At 34.1% G+C, this 19,678-nt stretch carries 17 protein-coding genes and 1 pseudogene; 7 read left to right on the top strand and 11 right to left on the bottom strand.

Translation table 11 applies throughout. From position 1 onward, the window contains the following. On the bottom strand, window positions 1-1,127 hold a 1,127-nt coding region (locus tag VKY47_RS02650; protein WP_324310128.1), incomplete at its 3' end, for a T9SS type A sorting domain-containing protein. A 146-nt stretch (window positions 1,128-1,273) separates the two neighbouring features. Between VKY47_RS02650 and VKY47_RS02645 the strand changes: the two genes are divergently transcribed. From VKY47_RS02645 to dnaG, 5 genes are all read left to right on the top strand, one after another. Next, window positions 1,274-2,251 carry a polyprenyl synthetase family protein gene (locus VKY47_RS02645; protein WP_324310127.1) on the top strand — a complete coding sequence of 326 codons (978 nt, stop codon included), beginning with the start codon at window positions 1,274-1,276 and terminating at the stop codon, window positions 2,249-2,251. Between the two features lie 129 nt (window positions 2,252-2,380). Continuing rightward, window positions 2,381-2,944, top strand: coding sequence for an RNA polymerase sigma factor (locus VKY47_RS02640; protein WP_324310125.1), 564 nt, complete (start codon window positions 2,381-2,383; stop codon window positions 2,942-2,944). Next, entirely contained in the window at window positions 2,931-3,665 is a 735-nt protein-coding gene (locus tag VKY47_RS02635) for a hypothetical protein (RefSeq protein WP_324310124.1), read from the top strand. Before VKY47_RS02640 ends, VKY47_RS02635 begins: the two co-directional genes overlap by 14 nt. A gap of 29 nt (window positions 3,666-3,694) precedes the next feature. Next, window positions 3,695-4,777 (top strand): coiled-coil domain-containing protein, encoded by a 1,083-nt coding sequence (locus VKY47_RS02630; RefSeq protein WP_324310122.1) that lies wholly within the window; start codon window positions 3,695-3,697, stop codon window positions 4,775-4,777. 182 nt (window positions 4,778-4,959) lie between these two features. Further along, a complete protein-coding gene (gene dnaG / locus VKY47_RS02625; protein ID WP_324310121.1) occupies window positions 4,960-6,918 on the top strand; it encodes a DNA primase in 1,959 nt (652 codons plus the stop codon). Here dnaG and VKY47_RS02620 read toward each other — a convergent pair. Then, the gene (locus VKY47_RS02620; RefSeq protein WP_324310119.1) at window positions 6,915-7,544 is read right to left on the bottom strand and encodes a response regulator transcription factor; all 630 of its coding nucleotides are present in this window, start codon (window positions 7,542-7,544) and stop codon (window positions 6,915-6,917) included. The genes dnaG and VKY47_RS02620 overlap by 4 nt on opposite strands. Before the next feature lie 97 nt (window positions 7,545-7,641). After that, the gene (gene nadE / locus VKY47_RS02615) at window positions 7,642-8,430 is read right to left on the bottom strand and encodes an NAD(+) synthase (RefSeq protein ID WP_324310117.1); all 789 of its coding nucleotides are present in this window, start codon (window positions 8,428-8,430) and stop codon (window positions 7,642-7,644) included. 93 nt (window positions 8,431-8,523) lie between these two features. Between nadE and gldB the strand changes: the two genes are divergently transcribed. Both gldB and gldC read left to right on the top strand, forming a co-directional pair. After that, window positions 8,524-9,486 (top strand): gliding motility lipoprotein GldB, encoded by a 963-nt coding sequence (gldB, locus tag VKY47_RS02610; RefSeq protein ID WP_324310116.1) that lies wholly within the window; start codon window positions 8,524-8,526, stop codon window positions 9,484-9,486. Continuing rightward, a complete protein-coding gene (gene gldC / locus VKY47_RS02605; RefSeq protein ID WP_324310115.1) occupies window positions 9,487-9,819 on the top strand; it encodes a gliding motility protein GldC in 333 nt (110 codons plus the stop codon). A 175-nt stretch (window positions 9,820-9,994) separates the two neighbouring features. Here gldC and aqpZ read toward each other — a convergent pair. The 8 genes and pseudogenes from aqpZ to VKY47_RS02565 all read right to left on the bottom strand — a co-directional run bounded on the left by aqpZ (window position 9,995) and on the right by VKY47_RS02565 (window position 19,581). Beyond that, window positions 9,995-10,665 (bottom strand): annotated as a pseudogene (gene aqpZ / locus VKY47_RS02600) (aquaporin Z). A gap of 91 nt (window positions 10,666-10,756) precedes the next feature. After that, window positions 10,757-12,412 (bottom strand): mechanosensitive ion channel family protein, encoded by a 1,656-nt coding sequence (locus tag VKY47_RS02595; RefSeq protein WP_324310114.1) that lies wholly within the window; start codon window positions 12,410-12,412, stop codon window positions 10,757-10,759. A 412-nt stretch (window positions 12,413-12,824) separates the two neighbouring features. Continuing rightward, window positions 12,825-13,886 (bottom strand): HAD family hydrolase, encoded by a 1,062-nt coding sequence (locus tag VKY47_RS02590; protein WP_324310113.1) that lies wholly within the window; start codon window positions 13,884-13,886, stop codon window positions 12,825-12,827. 293 nt (window positions 13,887-14,179) lie between these two features. Beyond that, window positions 14,180-15,694, bottom strand: a complete 1,515-nt coding sequence (locus VKY47_RS02585) for an arylsulfatase (protein WP_324310130.1) — start codon at window positions 15,692-15,694, stop codon at window positions 14,180-14,182. A 178-nt stretch (window positions 15,695-15,872) separates the two neighbouring features. Next, on the bottom strand, window positions 15,873-16,661 hold the full coding sequence (locus VKY47_RS02580; RefSeq protein ID WP_324310112.1) for a neuromedin U: 789 nt from the start codon (window positions 16,659-16,661) through the stop codon (window positions 15,873-15,875). 400 nt (window positions 16,662-17,061) lie between these two features. Then, complete coding sequence (locus VKY47_RS02575; RefSeq protein ID WP_324310111.1) at window positions 17,062-18,147, bottom strand: DUF6515 family protein; 1,086 nt, start codon at window positions 18,145-18,147, stop codon at window positions 17,062-17,064. Between the two features lie 15 nt (window positions 18,148-18,162). After that, complete coding sequence (locus tag VKY47_RS02570) at window positions 18,163-18,888, bottom strand: DUF2092 domain-containing protein (protein ID WP_324310109.1); 726 nt, start codon at window positions 18,886-18,888, stop codon at window positions 18,163-18,165. A 114-nt stretch (window positions 18,889-19,002) separates the two neighbouring features. Further along, the gene (locus VKY47_RS02565; protein WP_324310107.1) at window positions 19,003-19,581 is read right to left on the bottom strand and encodes a DUF4136 domain-containing protein; all 579 of its coding nucleotides are present in this window, start codon (window positions 19,579-19,581) and stop codon (window positions 19,003-19,005) included. Window positions 19,582-19,678: the final 97 nt, after the last annotated feature.

Below are 19,678 nucleotides of genomic sequence, written 5' to 3'. Positions count from 1 at the left end.
CCTTCAGCAGAGATTTTAACTAAGTACATCCCTTGCTGTAATGCAGATATATCAATAGAGTTGTTCTGCAACCTTAAGCCATTAACTTGAAGTACGTTTTGTCCCAATTGGTTATATACATCTATCTGATTAATATTCAATGTTGTCTTGATGTTAAGAACATTCGATGCAGGATTTGGATATAAAGAGAATGTACTATTAATTTGGTTGTCTTCTACTCCTAATGTGCCTGCTGTAGTAAAACTCCATACCTGAGAAGCTGTATTTCCTGCTGGGTTTACTGAAGTTATATACCAATAATAAGTTGTTGAAGCTTGCCAATCGAAGACAATATTGTTTCCACTATTAAAATTTGTAACAGTCCCAATATCATTTCCTGCTGGAGTTGTACCTAAACTAATATTAAAACTTGAAGCTGCTGCTCCTGTAGGTGGTTCTACCCATGAAAACCCTACTAGTTTATCATTGTTTGCATTAATGGCTACACCAACATTTACAGCTCCATCAGCTGGGGTTGGATTAATTACTGCATCTGGTGCGTTACCAGTAGGTTGTTGTACAACAACATTATCAAAAGCCCACCAGTAGGCCCAATCGCCTTCCCATCTAAATCTAACCTGTGCATTACTAACACCTGCTAATTCAGTAGATACATCAAGGATTTCTGAGCCGTATCCGTATCCGTCACCTGCTACATTAAATTCGTCATAATAAGCTACTTCTACCCATGAAGTGCCATTATAAACTTCTACATAACCTTCACCTCCATAATCTGCAAGAATAAAATGTTTATAAGATAATTTTACAACACTTAGTCCTGTACAGTCAAACACAGGACTTTCTAAAGCTGCGTTTTCCGCTAGGTTATCATTTCCGTATGCGTCACTGTTAAATATTGCATAGTTGCCTGAAAAGTCAGCAATGTCATATAGAAAAGTGTTCCCTGCCGTAAAACCATAAGCTTCACCTCCTGTATCAATGGTCCAAACACCTCCATTTGATAAATCATTATTTGTCCAGCCAGCAGGTAAAGCAAGGGCTGCATCAAAATTTTCGTCTATTAGAACCTGTCCAAAAGAAAGGGTAATTGATAATAAAAATAAAAATAATAAAGTAATTTTTTTCATAGTATATGTTTTTATAAAAATTTAAATTAGCGGCGAACATAAGAATATTATTACATAATTTAACGTATATTTTAAAGAATATAGATCAATAGTATCTTTGCTTCCTTTTTAGTAGTTTTGTTTTTAAGAAATAACCAAATTCTCTTTTGAAAATAGTAGAACAAATAAAACAGCCCATCGCTTACGAAATGGAACTTTTTGAACAAAAGTTTCAGCTTTCTATGTCCTCTAAAGTGGCTCTACTAAATCGAATTACGCATTATATCGTTAATAGAAAAGGTAAGCAAATGCGGCCTATGTTTGTGTTTCTTGTTGCCAAAATGGTTTCTAATGGCGAAATTAGTGAGCGTACTTATCGTGGGGCTTCTGTAATTGAACTTATTCATACAGCTACTCTGGTCCATGACGATGTGGTGGACGAAAGCAACAGACGTCGTGGTTTCTTCTCAATCAATGCACTTTGGAAAAATAAAATTGCTGTTTTGGTTGGCGATTATTTACTTTCAAAAGGCTTGCTGCTTTCCATAGATAACAACGATTTCGATTTGCTTAAAATTATTTCCATTGCCGTAAGGGAAATGAGTGAAGGGGAATTGCTCCAAATAGAAAAGGCCAGGAAATTGGACATTACGGAAGACATTTATTACGAAATTATCCGTCAAAAAACAGCTACTTTAATTGCGGCATGTTGCAGTCTTGGTGCAGCTTCGGTAAAACCAGAATCAGATCACGTTGAACGCATGCGAAAATTTGGCGAGCTTATAGGGATGGCTTTTCAAATTAAGGACGATTTATTCGATTATGGCAATGAGGCCATTGGCAAACCCACAGGAATCGATATAAAAGAACAGAAAATGACCTTACCTTTAATTCACGTACTAAATCGCGCAGATAAAAAAGACAGAAGTTGGCTTATTAATTCTATTAAAAATCACAATAGAGATAAAAAACGTGTCAAGGAGGTTATAAGCTATGTAAAAGAAAAAGGAGGCCTGGATTATGCGGTTTCTAAAATGAAAGAATTTCAAGAGGAGGCCCTTCAAATACTTCAAATATATCCAGAATCTACCTTTAAAAGCTCGCTAGAGTTGATGGTTAATTATGTAATTGACAGAAAAAAATAATTTCTAAATACTTGATTTCAAGTATTATATTCTTGTAAAAACATATTTTTTAAAATAATTCTGTTTCTCAGGCAACCTTTTGCATGATTTTTTCGTCTTTATAAATAGTAGCAGAACAAATCCTTTTAAGTGAAAATAATTCAACTCTACAAAAACGAATCGGTGCTTATTAAAAAAGCCGTTAAAAACAATCGTGAAGCGCAACACGTCTTGTTTGATATGCATGCACCTAAAATGCTGAGTGTTTGTAGGTATTATATTAAAGATGTTCAACACGCTGAAGATGCCATGTTAAATGGTTTTTTTAAAGTGTTTAAAAATCTTAAGAATTTTAAAGCAGAAGGGAGTTTTGAAGGTTGGATTAGACGCATTATGGTTCGAGAATCTATTTCGTTTTTAAGACAAAAAAAGCACATTGAATTTTCGGTGGAACACATTGAGGAAACCAATACCTATTCAAGCCAAATAAACACTGAAATTGAAGTTGAAGAGATCCAGCAATTAATAGATGCTTTGCCAGAAGGATATAAAATGGTATTTGTTATGTACGCCATTGAAGGTTATAAGCATGCTGAAATTGCTGAGCTTTTACAAATAAGTGAAGGTACTTCAAAATCGCAATTATTTAAAGCCAGAAAACTGCTGCAAGAACAGATTAATAAACAAAACAAAACAAGTTATGGCTCCAATTAAATTTGAAGAAAACATCAAGGAGAAGCTGGAAAACAGAACGCTTCAGCCATCTGGTCAAGCTTGGGAAAAGCTTTCAGGGAAACTGGAAATAGATGCTAAAAAAACATCCAATAAAACTTTTTGGTGGCTAGGAATTGCAGCTAGTTTTATAGGAATTCTTTTTATCGGAAATGTGTTTTTTAGCAGCTCAGAAACGAAAGGTAATAAACCTGTAATTGTTGATACAGAACTTAAAGAGATTGACAGCCTTCAAAATAAAAACGAAGAAAAATCCGAGGGAATTATTGTTGACATGGGAGATTCTCAGATAGAAATAGAAGCTATTTTAAAAGAAAAAGTCCAACCAGATGACATTGGAAAAGCCTCCAAAATCTCTAAAAATCTTCAAAATAAACACTTACAAGTTGCTGACGTTGTAACTGTACATATAAATGAAGAGATTATAGATAATTCGATTTTAGAAACACCTTTTACAGGATTAGCACAAACAAATCCCGAGAAAAACACCAACAAAACTGAAACAGATATTGATTCTTTATTAAAAAAAGCACGACAAAATCTCGCTGTTAAACCAATTAAAAATTCTTACAATATAGATGCTCAAGCGTTGCTTGAAGACGTTGAAGAAGATATTGAATCCTCTTTTCGAGACAAGGTTTTCGAGACTTTAATAACAGGATACAAAAAGGTTAAAACTGCAGTGGTCCAACGTAACGATTAACAATTTCATCCATTAAAAAACGAATAATTATGCAAGCAATCACTAAATACCTTGCGCTAATCGCGCTTGTGTTTTCTGTACAATTAATCTCTGCACAGGAAACCACAAACAGGGAGAAAATCGAAGCTTTAGAAAGCAGGAAAGAAAAAGTTATAAGCCAAGAAAAAGAATGGCTTAAAACAGAAGTGGAAGCTGTAAACGTCCAATTGGATAAGGACGAAATTACCCAAGAACAGGCCAACACTCTAAAAGAAGAACTCGCCACCAAACACGCATTGAATATTGAGAATAGGTTGGCCATTTTGGATAACAAGATGGCACTTTTAGAAAGAAATGAAAATGTGCTTAACGATATTGGAAGCAATCCAGACGGTGTTATCATATCCATTGGAAAAGATGAAGATTCTGATACTTACGATTTAAAAAGCATATATGTTGGTTCAAAAACCAGAAAGGAACCTACAAAATACGACCGACGCACCACTAGCGATTTGGTGTTTGCAATAGGGTTTAACAATGCCATAATTGAAGGACAATCGCTAAACGATTCTCCTTATAAACTTGGAGGTTCTGGATTTGTAGAATTAGGTTGGGCTTGGAAAACCAGACTGCTTAACAATAGTAATGCCATCCGTTTAAAGTATGGTGTGTCGTTTCAATGGAACAAGTTGGATATTAAAGACAACCTATATTTTCAAGAAGTGAACAAGGTGGTAACTTTACAAGAATTTCCAATAAACCTTAGCAAATCGAAATTTAGATCTACCAACTTGGTATTTCCTGTGCATTTGGAATTTGGTCCTTCCAAGAAGATTGAAAAGGAAAATTACTTTAGATATTCCACCCATAAAAAGTTTAAAATAGGTGTTGGTGGTTATGGTGGATTTGTAGTTCAGTCCATGCAAAAACTTAAGTATGATGATGTTAATGGCAATTTTCAAAAAGATAAAATCAAGGATTTTAACACCAATAGTTTTGTGTACGGTTTAAGTTCTTATATTTCTTGGGGCAGTGTTGGAATTTATGCCAAATACGATTTATCGACCATTTTTAAAAATCAAGCTATAGACCAAAATAATATCTCGTTAGGCTTGAGGTTCGATATGGATTAGTTTAAGTAGTTAATTTTAATTTAGACCTTTCAGGTTTCAAAAACCTGAAAGGTCTTTTTTTATGAAGTTTTGTCGAGAAACTTCGGAATAAAAGCGATTTTTAAAATTATTAAAAACAATTCGTTTTATTACTTTTACTATTCAATGTATATTGTAGTTTTACAACTTAAACTCTTTTAAAATTGATATCAAGATCGACCATAGACCAAGTATTTGAAACTGCTCGCGTAGAGGAGGTTATTGGCGATTTTGTCCAATTAAAAAAATCTGGGAGTAGCTTTAAAGGCTTGAGTCCGTTTAGCGACGAGCGCTCACCTAGTTTTATGGTGTCGCCTGTGAAACAAATATGGAAAGATTTTTCAAGTGGTAAAGGAGGGAATGTGGTGGCATTTTTAATGGAACACGAGCATTTTACTTATCCGGAAGCCATAAAATATCTAGCCAACAAATACAACATTGAAGTTGAGGAAACCTTGCAAACGGACGAACAGAAAGAGCAAGCAGACGAGCGTGAAAGCTTGTATTTGGTGAGTGAGTTTGCAAGTAAGTACTTTCAAAATATATTACATAAAACAGATCAAGGAAAAGCTATTGGTTTGAGTTATTTTAAAGAACGTGGATTTACTGAAGAAACTATAAAAAAATTCCAATTAGGTTATTCTTTAGATGAATGGCAAGCCTTTACAGACGAAGCTTTGAAACAAGGTTATCAGTTGGAATTTCTTGAAAAATCGGGAGTTACTATTGTTAAAGAAGAAAAGCGCTTTGATAGATTTAAAGGTCGTGTCATGTTTCCTATTAGAAGCATGAGCGGACGAGTTCTTGGTTTTGGAGGAAGAATTTTAATTAATGATAAAAAAGCTGCGAAGTATTTAAATTCGCCAGAAAGTGATATCTATCATAAGAGTAAAGTGCTTTATGGAATTTTTCATGCCAAGCAAAGCATCGCCAAAGAAGACAATTGTTATTTGGTAGAAGGATATACCGATGTGATTCAATTTCACCAAAGAGGAATTCAAAATGTCGTGTCTTCATCTGGAACAGCTTTAACTCCAGATCAGATTCGTTTGATAAATAGATTGACAAAAAACATCACTGTTCTATTTGATGGCGATGAAGCTGGAGTTCGTGCTTCCCTACGAGGTATCGACCTTATTTTGGAACAAGGTATGAACGTGAAGATTTGCACTTTTCCTGCAGGTGACGATCCAGATAGTTTTGCAAAACAAAATACCTTAGAGGAACTTAGTTTATATTTAGAAGAGCATGCCCAGGATTTTATCCAATTTAAAGCCTCCATGTTATTTGAAGCTTCTAAAAACGATCCGATTAAAAAAGCTGAAACCGTTCGGGATATTGTAAATAGTATTTCTAAAATTCCAGATAGAATTAAGCGGGAAATATATATTCAGGAGTGTTCTAAAATCATGGATATTAGTGAAGACGTCTTGTATAGTACTTTGGCACAATCTTCAAAAAAGGATTTTCAAGATGCTAACAAGCAGTTTAGACAAGATCAAGAAGCGTTTAAAGTTATCAAGAACGAACAAGCCCAAAAAAGGGTAGATGTTCAATATGAATTGGAACGGAAAATTATTCAAATCTTATTATTGTATGGAAATAGAACAGAAGATTTTGAAGATTTAATCCTAAAGGAAAACGAAAAGAACGAGTTGATCCTAGAGCCCATAGTACAGCAAGCCAAGGTATTTGAAAAGATATTTTTGGATCTTCAGGAAGATGAAATGGAGTTTACCAACCTAAAGTTTAAGGGGCTTTATTATAAGATAATTGATACCTTAAACCAAAACCCAGAATTTGCTTTAGAGAATTTTGTAAACGATGTAGATGCAGATCTAGCAACAGAAATGACCACTATTTTAATGGAGGACGAGCGTTACACTTTGTCTAATTGGGAGCGCAAGAATATTTATCCGAAAGAGAAAACAGACTCCGTTGCACAATTGGTAAACGAAACAATTTTAAATTTACGTTGCTTTTTAATTAGCAAAAAAATAGACGCACTTAGCCAAGAGACCAAGACTAACTTAGAGGTTCAGTATCGAGAAATCTTAGAAGAGGTTGTTGGTTATAAAAAATTAGATAATCTACTCTCCAGAAAATTAAATAAAGCCCTTTAAATTTCCATTAATTTCGCTCTATTTATTAAATCAACTATATTTTCCACATGTAATTTTTTCATTAAGCGCGCTTTATAGGTGCTTACTGTTTTTTCATTAATTTCAAGTTCTTGAGCAATTTCTTTGTTTTTTCGTCCCACAGAAATAAGTTTTAAAACTTCAATTTCTCTAGTGGAAAGTTTTTTATAAGGAGATCGGGTAGTTTTGTTTGTATGGCGTCCAAAAGCTACTTTACTCGCTAAGTTATTACTTAAATAGGTGCTGCCTTCTCCCACTTTCATAATGGCTTCTTTAATAGTAATTATATTTGCGCTTTTTGATAAATATCCTGAGGCTCCAGCTTTAATGGTATTGATGGCGTAGATTTCTTCGGGTTGCGCAGAAAACATAAGAACTTTTATTTGGGGATATTCCTTAGACAAGCGCCTTAAAGCTGTGATACCATTAAGTTTTGGTAAATCTATTTCAGATAGAATAACATCTGCCGCTTCCTGTTTAAGGAATTCGAAGATGGCTTCTCCATTACTAACCCCTCCAACAACTTTTATGTCCTTGGAAGCAACAAACAAGAGTTCGATGCCTTTTCTTATAATAGGGTGATTATCAACAACTAACAGTTTTATCATGGTGTAAATATTTTAAATATTAAGTAAGACTGTCGAGGCAAAAAAGGTGAATTGGATAAAGTAAAGATAGGAAATTTCTGTTAAATTATAATTGTTTTTATTTTAAATTATTAGGGATCACACAAATAGGGATGGGGTCCATTTTATGTTTGTTGGCTGAGTTTAGACGCTGATAAATTTTAAACACATCTTTTTGCCTGCCTTCAAAATCATCGATACTTTTATTGTTCTTTACCATTTTCATGGCCCATTCTAGCTCTGGATAGGATGCTCCAATTTGATCTTCGTCAGTTCTATCATCACCAAACAAACCATCGCTTGGAGCTGCATTTATAATGGATTCTGGTACTTGCAAGGCTTTGGCTATTTGGTAAACTTCAGATTTTAGTAAATCGGCAATGGGACTTAAATCCACACCGCCATCGCCATATTTTGTAAAAAAACCAACTCCAAAATCCTCTATTTTATTTCCGGTTCCTGCCACCAATAATTTATTTAAACCAGCATAATAGTACAAGGTTGTCATTCGTAATCGTGCTCTTGTATTTGCCAAAGCCATGTCAATAACTGCACGGTCTCCAGTGGCGGTTACTTCGGCTTTAAACGCTTCAAAAACTGGGGTTAAATCGGTTTTAAGGCTGCTTACATTTTTATAGTTTTCTTTCAAAAATGCTAGGTGTTCTTGAGCTCTTGTTACATGAGTTTCTGCTTGGTGTATAGGCATTTCCAAACACAATACCTCCAAGCCGGTTTTGGCACATAAGGTGGATGTTACAGCCGAGTCGATACCTCCAGAAATACCAAGAACAAAACCATTAACCTTAGCATTTACGGCATAATTCTTAAGCCAATTAACTACATAATCGATAACTTTTTCTGTTTGCATTTTGAACGGATTTTAAACAAAGAATCTTACCTTTGCCTAACAAAAGTAAAAGAAACACCTTATTAATAAAAATTAACTAGCTTATTGTTTTATATGAAGAATTTTAGTGTGCTATTTTTTGTGTTAATATCTGTTTTTTCTTGTAAAAAAGAAAGTCAAGTTGAAAAGAAAATAGCCAATATTCCTATCGATTATATTATTGAACGTTTCGATATAGCTTTTGGTGAAACCACGGCAGAAAACTTAACCGAAACAAAAAATGCTTATCCGTTTTTGTTTTCTGAAAAGTACACGGATTCTTTCTGGATAGCCAAGGTTAACGATACCTTACAACAACAATTAACCGAAGAATCGGCACGTGTTTTTCTGGATCTCAAGGAAGAAAAGAAGGAAATAACCCAACTTTTTCAGCACCTTACATATTATTTTCCAGAATTTAAAACTCCAAGAGTAATTACTACGACCTCTACGGTTGATTATAGAAATAAAGTAATTGTAACAGATACTATTGTGCTAATTTCTTTAGACACTTATTTAGGGAGTGACCATGAATTTTATCAAGGCATTCAGAAATACTTGAGACAGGGTTTTGTTAAAGAACAAATTGTTGTGGATATGGCGGCTGAATATTCAGAAAAGTACATTTATCAACAACAGGTTAAAACCTTATTGGATGAAATGATTTACTACGGGAAACAGCTTTATTTTAAAGACTTGGTTATTCCGTTTAAAACAGATGCTGAAAAAATTGGTTATAGCCAAGAACAAATAGATTGGGCAAATGCCAATGAAACAGAAATCTGGCGTTTTTTTGTAGAACGTGAATTGTTATATAGTACAGATGCTTCGCTTCCAAATAGGTTTATAAATCCAGCTCCTTTTTCAAAATTTCAATTGGAGGAAATAGACAGGGAATCTCCTGGAAAAATTGGGAGATATATGGGTTGGCAAATTGTTAAAGCTTATATGGCGAATAACCAAGTGTCCATAAAAGATATGTTGCAGAAGGAAGCAAAAGAAATTTTTAATCAGTCTAATTTTAAACCTAAAAAATAAATGGCAAATACAACATCTGAAATTCAATTAACTGTCGAGCTTGACGAGAATAGAATCCCGGAAAAACTGTTTTGGACAGCCGAAGATGGCGGTATAAACAACGAAGAAGCGAAAGCTATGTTGTTATCTGTATGGGACAGTAAAGAGCAGGAAACCCTTAGAATTGATTTGTGGACCAAAGACATGCCCGTAGATGAAATGAAATTGTTTTTTCATCAAACCTTGGTAGCCATGAGCGATACGTTTCAGAGAGCGACCAATGATGATAAAATGACCGCAACTATGAAAGATTTTTGCGAGTATTTTGCAGAAAAATTAGAGCTAAAAAAATAAGACTGTTTAAAAAGTAAAGATTTTTTGGCACCATAACGTAATGGCAAGTAAAACCAAAGTATTATCAAAAACTTAAATTGATAATTAATGATCTGAAGTTTTTGGTAACCATGAGTTTACCTGAAAAACGTACTTGTTAAACAGTCTTAGTGTAAGATAAAACTAGTCCATTGCCTTATTTTGGAGCAAGGAACTTATAGAGCAAGCCGGCTAAAAGAGCTCCCACAATTGAGGCTATCCAAAAGAGTCGTAATTGGCTTAAGTGTTCGCCGCCAACAAATAAAGCTTGGCTGGTACTTCTAGCAGGATTTACGGATGTATTGGTTACTGGAATGCTGATTAAATGGATTAAGGTAAACGACAAACCAATGACGAAGCCAGCAAATCCAGGTGATGCATTTTTATGTGTGGCTCCAAGTATTACTATTACAAACATAAAGGTCATAACAACTTCAGATACTAGGGCAGCAGTCATACTATATCCGTGTGGAGATAAGTTGGCAAAACCATTGGCTGCAAAACCATCGTTAAGGCTAAAATTAGGGTTTCCACTGGCGATAAGGAATAAAATGCCAGCTCCGGCAATTCCTCCTAAGACTTGTGCTATAATATAGCCAGGTAATTCTTTGCCTTCAAAACGGTTTCCCATCCATAGGCCAACACTAACCGCGGGGTTAAAATGTGCTCCAGAAATATGTCCTAAGGCATACACTCCAGTTAATACGGAAGGGCTACCCCAGCATAGCCAATTCCCAATTCTGGAACACCTGCAGCAAGCACAGCACTGCCACAACATCCTAGGACGAGCCAGAAAGTTCCAATAAATTCAGCTAAAAGTTTTTTCATGTTTTTAATTGATTAGTTAGTAATTAAAATCTTCTATGTGGTTAATTAGATGGAAGATCCAAAAAAATGTTTTAGATAATCAAGAATTATTTTAGTCTTCGTTTCTTAAAGGTGTGTCCCATTGATCTTTTGGAACAACCTTAGGAATCTCAGTATCGGCTACATAGGAAGGTGTCATTATTTGCACATTATTTTCATTAAAAACATCTAAAATGTTTTGATTTAATACCGAATAAATAATGTTGATATGATGAATGTCCGTGCAGTAAGCATTAATCTCATAGTTTACGGCATAATCTGCTAAATCCTTTTTAAGTACAAATGGAGGAGGGTTTTTTAGCAAGCCTTCGGTTCTATTTGCAGCTAGTTTTAACATGGCATCCACCTGTCTCCAAGGTGTTTCGTAACCTATACCTACCTTGGTGTGTAATATAATGCCTGATTCTTTTGCTTTGTTGGAGTAGTTTGTAATTTTATTGTTTAATAAGACGGAATTTGGCAAGACTATTTCTTCGTTTTTATGTGTACGCAATCGGGTGACCAATAACTTTTGTTCCTCTACAATTCCGATTTGATTTTCTACTTCTATCAAATCCCCAATTTTAAAGGCATTTCTATAAATCATGGAATAACCGGCAATTAAATTTCCAATAAAAGATGAAGAGCCTAAGGAAAATATAACACCTATAAATACAGAAACACCTTTAAACGCAACAGAATCTGATCCTGGAATGTAGGGGTAAGCCATGACCAAAGCAAAAGCATTAATAAAAAATCTAACTATTTTATAAGTTGAAGGAGCCCATTCTGCATTAAAATCTTTAATAACAATCCCACCATCTTTTATTCCTGCAAAGAAAAGTTTAATTAATCTTAAAAGATATTTAGTGATCAAAAAGATGATGGCAATAAAAATAAATTTTGGAATGTATGCTACAAAAGCTTCACCAAAATTAATTAAGGGATTGAAAATTAACTCGCGAACATATTTTGCAAACGCGTTGGTCCAAGGGAAAAGCCCAAGAACATAGTCCAAGACAGCAACTATGAAAAAGATAATAATTATGACTCTAGAAGAATCTAAGAGAATATGGAAAACCCGCCATAAATGATTGGATTTAATAAGGTTAAATGAAATGTTTTCAACCGATTTTATTTGAGACTCAATTTTCTTTTGTAGCCAAATTTTAAAGCGTTTAATAACCCAAAGAATGACAATAAAAAATAAAATTAAAAGGATTAAAATTAAGCCTGCTTGTTTTAAATTTTTTAATAAAACAGGTTTGCTTCTATCATTTCTGTACTTTTCAATTGTAAATTTAATGTTTGATTTAACGGTTTCTGCTAAATCATGTCTGTCCAAACCTTCAAATTCGGCATCGGCATTAAAAATTTGAATTAAGGGTATTTTATTAGCATAAATAATGGAATGTTCTTCAAATTCAATTATTTTAATGGAATCTATGGAAAATGAATCATCTTGTGCAACTTGCTTAATTCTTGCACTAATTGCATTAGCGCGTTTTTCGGCTGTATAAGATGATACGCCTCGAACCTTAAATAATTCGTTACCATCTATTTTTACTGAGGCATGCTCAATTTTGTTTTCAGGAAGATTTTGATAATCTGTGTTTTGTTCCTGGCTGAAGGTGGCAGAAGTAAAAAGGAAACCAAACATGAAAAAAGCGAGCCATATTTGATAATTAATAGAACCTTTTTTATTAAAATGATACATGGATGTATTCATATACTTGAATTTAATGACAAAAAATTAAAGGTTTTTATTTTTTGATGTTACTCAGATTCAGGTAATAGTTTTAATTGCGCTTTTTCTGTTTTTTTCTTATAAATTTATTGTCTTAATCGATATCCAGCAGTCTAACCGGAACCATTAAGTGTGTTTTAGTTTTTTTCTTCTAATCTAAGATAATTCATAAAGTTGAAATCTTATATAAATGAACCAATAAACTTAGTTCCCTTGCATGCGTATTATTTCTAGTACATTGTCTTTATTTTAATTCTGTGTATAAATTATTCCTAATTGACACGATTCGCCAAGTTTTTTCTATTTCTCAAGAATCCCTTTTGGTTTTTAAAAGGAAAATTTTAGTGAAATGGCTAGGCACTTATGAAAACATTCGGTGGGATTTTTCTAAAGTCTAATCTGATGTTTGATTTGAATAAAGTGCGTCCATTTCAAACGGATAAATTACCTTCCAATCGCGTTTCATATCTATAATTGTCCAACCTTTTTCAATGGCTTCGTCCCAACCTTTATTAAAATTTCCAATATGGGAATCCCTGTCGTAAGCCCATTCTCTATCAGCATCTGTATGATGTACATACAATTGAAATGATTTATAACTATTGGAATCTGTCCATTGTAACATTTGTAAATCGCCATCAGAGTTTCCAGCAGCAAATACGGGTTTCCTTCCAATAAATTTATTGATGCCTATTGGTTTTCCTTCTTTATCGTCAACAAAATCAATTTTTGGCAAACGATTAATTACAGGGTTTCCGTCATTATAATCATATTCGGTTGCAATGCTACTTCCAACTACTTGGTCTTTAGGAATGCCATACGTTTTTTCTACCCAAGGTCTCATAAATTCAATGCCACCTCCAGAAACAATATATGTTTTAAAATCGTTGAATCTTAAATAATCAAGGAGCTCTAACATGGGCTGATAAACTAATTCATTGTATGGCTTATTGAAACGAGGGTGTTTTGCCGAAGCTAGCCATTCGGTTACACTTTTTTCAAAAGTTTCCGTGTTCATTCCGGCGTGGGTTGCCATTAAGAGTTCCATAAGTCCTTTTTCGCCAGAAGCTATTAAGGATTTCATGTCGTTTTCTAAAACCGCTTTATATGGTTGCTTGTTTTTCCATTCGGGATGCTCGGGAGCTAAGACCTTTACTCGGTCCATAACATAAAATAGTTGGAAATAGATGGGTTGCTCAGACCATAATGTGCCATCATTATCAAACGTTGCCACGCGTTCGGTGATTGGAATAAAATGATCACTTTCTTTATTGATAACGTCTGAAACGTAGTTGATAATGGCGTTTTTAGTTTCGCCATCTAACCAAGAGGGAAGTGGATCTGTTTTTACCGATGTGGTATCCGTAAGAACTATTTCTACTTGCTGATTTTCTGGTTGTTTAAGACAACCGGTTAAAAGCAGAAATCCAATACATACTATTGAAAATTTTTTCATGAAACTTAAATTAAGTGATAAAGTAATTTTTTATCAGTGATTATTTCAAAAGAAATAAATGAATGATGGGTTTTTTAGAAATTTTTGTAGCATTAAAATAATGGATGACTGTGCTAAAATAATTTCTAACAATTAAAATTAGACTATTTAAACGACGCGTCAAAAAAATAAATGTGCACTCTTGAAACATTTATATAAAAAGAAGGCTGAAGCAATAAGCCCAATTCATCTCCTGCTTTAATAAAAAAAAGGCAGACTGTTGAGTCTGCCTTTCGGTTTTAATAGTTTAAATTTTAGTCGCTACTCATCGTCATTTCTTCGATTTGTTTTTCAACCTTACTCAAACTCCAATCTCCAGCAGTTTGGCTTGGAGGGAATTCTTGGAATGTTGAAAGAAAGTTATATGCATAAGTTTGAATTGCAATTAAAATATAAGCTCTGTCAATATACCAATCATAATAGGTATTAGAACCTTCTAAAGCTTTTTCAAATGGATCTCTTCTTAGATTAAAAAGGTAAGGCGCTCTTAATTCGACAAAAGGCTCTAACCAAATCTGTAATTTTTCAGCTCTGTTTTCTAGGAACATGGCTTTCCAATCTCCAAATCGTAAGGCAGCAATTGACCCAGCGTCATTTACATAAATAAATCCTTCTCTTGGTGATTCTTTTGTTTTTCCTGTTAAATAATCTAATTGATTATAACCATCGATATGATTTTTATAAGATCTGCCATTTAAGGTCACCCCTTTTTTAGCCTTTGCAACAATATCTGGTTCACCAGCTATTGCAGCGAAAGTTGGCAACCAATCTTCGTGTGCAACAATTCCATTTAAGGTTTCACCTGCAGGAAAATGACCTGGCCATCTTACGAAAGCAGGAACACGGTAAGCACCTTCCCAAGAACTGTTCTTTTCACCATGGAAAATAGTAGTTCCAGCATCTGGCCAAGTATTATAATGTACGCCATTGTCTGTAGAATACATAACAACTGTATTATCTGTTATGCCTAATTCATCTAATAAATCAAGTAGTTGTCCAACATGTAAATCGTGCTCAACCATACCATCACTATATTCATCTTGTCCAGAAATTCCTTGATGCTCAGCTTTAACATGGGTTCTAAAGTGCATACGAGTACCATTCCACCAAACAAAGAAAGGTTTACCGGATTTTACAGTTTCTCTAATGAATTTTTTTGTTGCTGCTACACTTTCGTCATCAATGGTTTCCATACGTTTTTTTGTAAGTGCACCAGTGTCTTCAACGCGTTGTCCTCCTTTACCATCTGACCAGCTATGAATTACACCACGAGGACCAAATCTTTCTTTAAAAGTTTTACCGTCTTTTAAAACCAATTCTGCAGGATAATCGAAATTTTCCGGTTCTTCTTCTGCATTCAAGTGATAAAGATTACCAAAAAACTCATCAAAACCGTGATTAGTAGGTAAATGTTCATCGCGATCGCCTTGATGGTTTTTACCAAACTGACCTGTAGTATATCCTTGACTTTTTAACACAGTCGCCATAGTAAGATCACTTTCTTGCCAACCCTCTTTAGCTCCAGGCATTCCTACCTTGGTCATCCCAGATCTAACAGGCACACTTCCACCTATAAATGCAGCGCGGCCAGCGGTACAACTTTGTTGCGCATAATAATCGGTAAATGCAATACCTTCCTTTGCTACGCGATCAATGTTAGGAGTTTTGTAACTCATCATACCACGATTGTTATGGCTGATGTTCCATGTTCCAATATCGTCTCCCCAAATAACTAAAATATTTGGTTTTTGTTTTTTTGTGAAAGTGATATTAATGGGATTAGCATTATTAGGACTCCCGTGAATAGTTTGTTCATAATTTATTTATTGGTTAGTAATTACTCTTACAAATTTAATGAATGCTGTTTTATTGACATATTATTATTATTTCTCTTTTTATATATCCTATTGATTGTCAAGTGTTAATGTCTGCTGTGTCATTGTCGTCTTATTTTAAAATAAAAGTCGCCTGTGCCTGGATCAACCAATCTGCGTCTGTAGGATGAGCTACGTATTTAAAAACTCCAGCCTTTAAATTAATAGGAAGATATCTATTATGGGTGATTAGCTTTCCAGCGCCAGCACCTAAAGGTATGGTCCATTGTTTTGCACTTGGCGCATTCCAATCGGCTGTAATAATTGGACTGGAGTACACGTACCAATTTTTTTTAAGCTTTTTAGACAGAATAACTTGAGTATATAAATAATTAACATCTTCAACACTACTAGGTCCAGCCACCGAAAAAAAGTTTTGTAATAATAAGCCATAAGTAAAACCATTGGTTTGTTTTAAGGCTATAACGGAAGGTCCAATGGAAAATTTTTCAAAACCCAATCCTTCTACACCTGTTGGTAACATAAAAACCGGGCCAATTCCCCAAGAAAAATCACTTGGTTTTGCAAGTGTTAGTGTTCCGAGAAACGTTACGTTTCCTACGCCATTTTCATAACCGCTCTCGGTTGGAACATTCATAAAAGGAAGGTGGGTTTGTGTTATTAAAAGCCAGTTTTTAGATAATTGTATAGGAATAATTGGTTGTAGGTTTACAACATTTGTGTATTTGTCGTTTATAGACAGATTGTAATTAAAAGGAAGGCTTGCCATATTGGCAATGGGATTCTGAATCTTGTCTTCCAAGCCGTGCCCATCTTCAGGATCGGCACTCGTTCTGTTTTCCTGAGCGTTAAGGATTGATGCAAGCATGAAGCCAAACGTAAATAAATAGTGTTTTCTCATGGGTTGATTTTTAAAATTAAATTAATAATTCGCTATCAATCTAGATGTCAACTCTTTTTCTTACGGGGGAAAATTACTTGCTTGTAAGATAAATATACTTATAATAATTAATTAAAGGAAATAAAAAATCGAAATAAATTTTATAAAGCTCTTAAAGTCAGTCACAAACTTTAATTTTATTGAGTTCTAGTATGGTGTCTATTTTGTTTTAGTGAAGATTTATACCACTTAGTTTTTTTATAAACTTTTAGCGTAGATACGAATAGGGAAGGCGTGAAGATTCGGACAAAATGTAGTTATATTTTGGTCTCAATGAAGTGGTTTTTCGCTGTTTTTATTATGGTAAATAAGTAGCTGTTATTATAAAAATAACAGCTACCACAACCATATTAATAGGATATTATTCCGCTTTAACCTCTACAATCTCATACATGTTTTTACCATCTATTTGAATAGGTTGGTAGTAGGTGTTGCCAAATTGAACATAAGTAACATCTCCAATTTTAACCTCATTGCCACCTTCTGGTAAGCCAGGAACAATGGTTCCGGCAGTTGCAGGAACAACTATATATCCATCAGCATTCTTTTCGTAAAAGGCACCGCCATAATAATAGTTATTGGTGGTTTCGGTAACTTGTACTTCTTGTGCTTCTTTAGGTAGGGAAGAAACCTCTGCTCCAATAGGTGCTTGTACAGCAACAAATCCATCTTCGGTTTTTAGGTAATACGTACCATTATCATAGTGGTATTCATCTTTATTATTGTCAGTATCATTAACAATGCTTACAATTATTGCAGTTGTAGCCATGGTAGTTACAAAATAGCCCCAAGGATGCCATATTGGTCCCCAATAAAAAGGTGTATAAGGATGGTAGTAATAAGGTCTATGACAATAATAATTATAACCACCATAATGATAAGGAGGTCTTGAGTAATGAACATGACTAGGTCTTACATAGGTGTTTCCTCGATTGATGTTAACGTTTCTACTATTATCAATATTTATATTTCCTCTATTAATGTTATTTCCATTACCTCTAGTCCCGTCACCTCTTTTTATATCATTTGTTTGAACATTAGAGGTTCTTTTATCTCTAGTATTTAATTTAGGAGCTGCGTTGCTAGCTTTATTATCTAATACTTTAGATTTAGCAGTAGAGGCTGCAGGTCTTGTGTTTTTGTTTGGAATATTATTAGTATTTCTATTTGAAAAATCACGACTATTCGTTTGGTTATGACCGCCATTTATGGTGCGTGAAGGTGTTCTATTTGTTGTTGCTGGTCTTGCAGCGGGTCTTTGTCTGCTCGGGGCTTGTGTTGCGCGACTTGGCATTTGGCTTGGTCTAGACATGGTATGTCCACCACCTCCACGAGAAGCGCCATGACCCATTCTTTGTGCATGTATTGTCTGTAATGGCAATATAAACGACAAGAGGCATATAAATAGACCGGCTTTTAGTTTTGAATTTATTTTCGTTGAAATCATTTTCATAAATTTTAATTAATTTTCTAAAATATCGATGAGTTTAGAATTTGGTGGAGGTAGAAATTCAAATGAAGCCAAAGGAATGTTTGGGTTTAATATCCATTCTTGAAAAGTCGATTCATATTGGAGATTTCGATTATTTTTATAAATAATCACCATTTTTTTAGGTAAAAAATACATGCCATTCTCTATCCATATTTGTACGCTCATGTCATCATTTGTTGCCATGATATAATAACACTCTGTATTTTCAACACGTCTTTTTCCTAAAAAATAAATGTTGTCGAAATCGTCTATTATATCATCTGTAAATGATGGATAAAAGAAATCGGCTGCCGGAAATTTAAAGTCAAATCTTAAGTGCATGTTGTCAATCATGCCAATAATATTGTCTGGTGCTTCAAGGGTTACATAATTATTTTCATCGAAGGAATAATATGTCATATATTCCCCATCATACCAATAGCCATGATGGCCTCTGTCTCCCTTAATTCTTGCAGATAATTTGTTAGGACCAGCCATGCTTACGGTACTTTTGCTGTAGTGCTTTTCAATATTATTATCGTCATTAATTTTGTCAACAGAAGTATTTAGCTTAAAGGTTACAGATTCCAAATCACCAATAACATGGCTCATTTGATCAAGAATAAAAATGGCCGTGGAATCTATTTGTTTGGAGTTTTGGGAAATTCCTATAAGGGGTAGGGCCATAAGTGTTATGGCAATTAGTTTTTTCTTCATAATTATATTTAGTAAAAAGAGGTTGTTTTTTTAAAGCAAGCTCCTATTGACATTGATGTGTTTCTACCTATAGGATTCTGTATTAGGATTTCCTAAAAGCTTCTACTAAAAGATTTATTTTTTGATAGGAGCTACAGGAAATTTTTTCATTAGTTTACTAATGTTTTTAGGAATTGTTTTGTCTCTTTTTTCAGATTTTTCTTGAACATCTGTAGTCATATCACCTTGCCATATCAAATTTTTTCCAGCAGTATCGTACATGTCAATAACAAGTGTACCAACTCTATAGTCACTTTCAGTTAGTGTTGTACTAGCACCTCCCATACCGCCATACATACCTCTTCCGTAACCCCAACGGCCAGCATAACCCATGCCACCATTAAAATCTGAATATGCAGTAATATTGGATTTTGTTTTAATTACAAGATATAAGGTAACAGTTGCATCTCCTCCGGATGGAACTACTTGAATACCTCTAGAATTAAATTCGTTTGTAAAGGCATCACTAATTCTTTTTTTGTCGAAATCGTTTAATTGTTGGTCACTATCTTTTTGCCAACCTCCAAAGCTTACGGTTTTATATTTAGTAAAATCTGTGTTTTTATCGTAGTCGCTGTTTACTTGAGAATACACATTAGTGGTGAAAATTACGGTAGCAAATAAGATGCTAAGAGTTTTAAATAAAGTTTTCATTTTATTTTTTTTAAGTTGTAGTTTGTTTGAAACGAGTGTTTAACACAATAAAATTACAATTATTTTTATTTTTATTTCAATATTTAAAAACAAAACA

Origin of the sequence: Xanthomarina sp., assembly GCF_035306705.1 — a bacterium.
Taxonomy (GTDB): Bacteria; Bacteroidota; Bacteroidia; order Flavobacteriales; family Flavobacteriaceae; genus Xanthomarina.
This window is presented reverse-complemented; position numbering and strand designations above follow the sequence as displayed.

Coding starts and splice junctions, on each gene's coding strand:
- VKY47_RS02635 (WP_324310124.1), top strand. CDS start 2,931: ATGGCTCCAATTAAATTTGAAGAAAACATCAAGGAGAAGCTGGAAAAC.
- VKY47_RS02630 (WP_324310122.1), top strand. CDS start 3,695: ATGCAAGCAATCACTAAATACCTTGCGCTAATCGCGCTTGTGTTTTCT.
- VKY47_RS02620 (WP_324310119.1), bottom strand. CDS start 7,544: ATGATAAAACTGTTAGTTGTTGATAATCACCCTATTATAAGAAAAGGC.
- nadE (WP_324310117.1), bottom strand. CDS start 8,430: ATGCAAACAGAAAAAGTTATCGATTATGTAGTTAATTGGCTTAAGAAT.
- gldB (WP_324310116.1), top strand. CDS start 8,524: ATGAAGAATTTTAGTGTGCTATTTTTTGTGTTAATATCTGTTTTTTCT.
- gldC (WP_324310115.1), top strand. CDS start 9,487: ATGGCAAATACAACATCTGAAATTCAATTAACTGTCGAGCTTGACGAG.
- VKY47_RS02595 (WP_324310114.1), bottom strand. CDS start 12,412: ATGAATACATCCATGTATCATTTTAATAAAAAAGGTTCTATTAATTAT.
- VKY47_RS02590 (WP_324310113.1), bottom strand. CDS start 13,886: ATGAAAAAATTTTCAATAGTATGTATTGGATTTCTGCTTTTAACCGGT.
- VKY47_RS02580 (WP_324310112.1), bottom strand. CDS start 16,661: ATGAGAAAACACTATTTATTTACGTTTGGCTTCATGCTTGCATCAATC.
- VKY47_RS02575 (WP_324310111.1), bottom strand. CDS start 18,147: ATGATTTCAACGAAAATAAATTCAAAACTAAAAGCCGGTCTATTTATA.
- VKY47_RS02570 (WP_324310109.1), bottom strand. CDS start 18,888: ATGAAGAAAAAACTAATTGCCATAACACTTATGGCCCTACCCCTTATA.
- VKY47_RS02565 (WP_324310107.1), bottom strand. CDS start 19,581: ATGAAAACTTTATTTAAAACTCTTAGCATCTTATTTGCTACCGTAATT.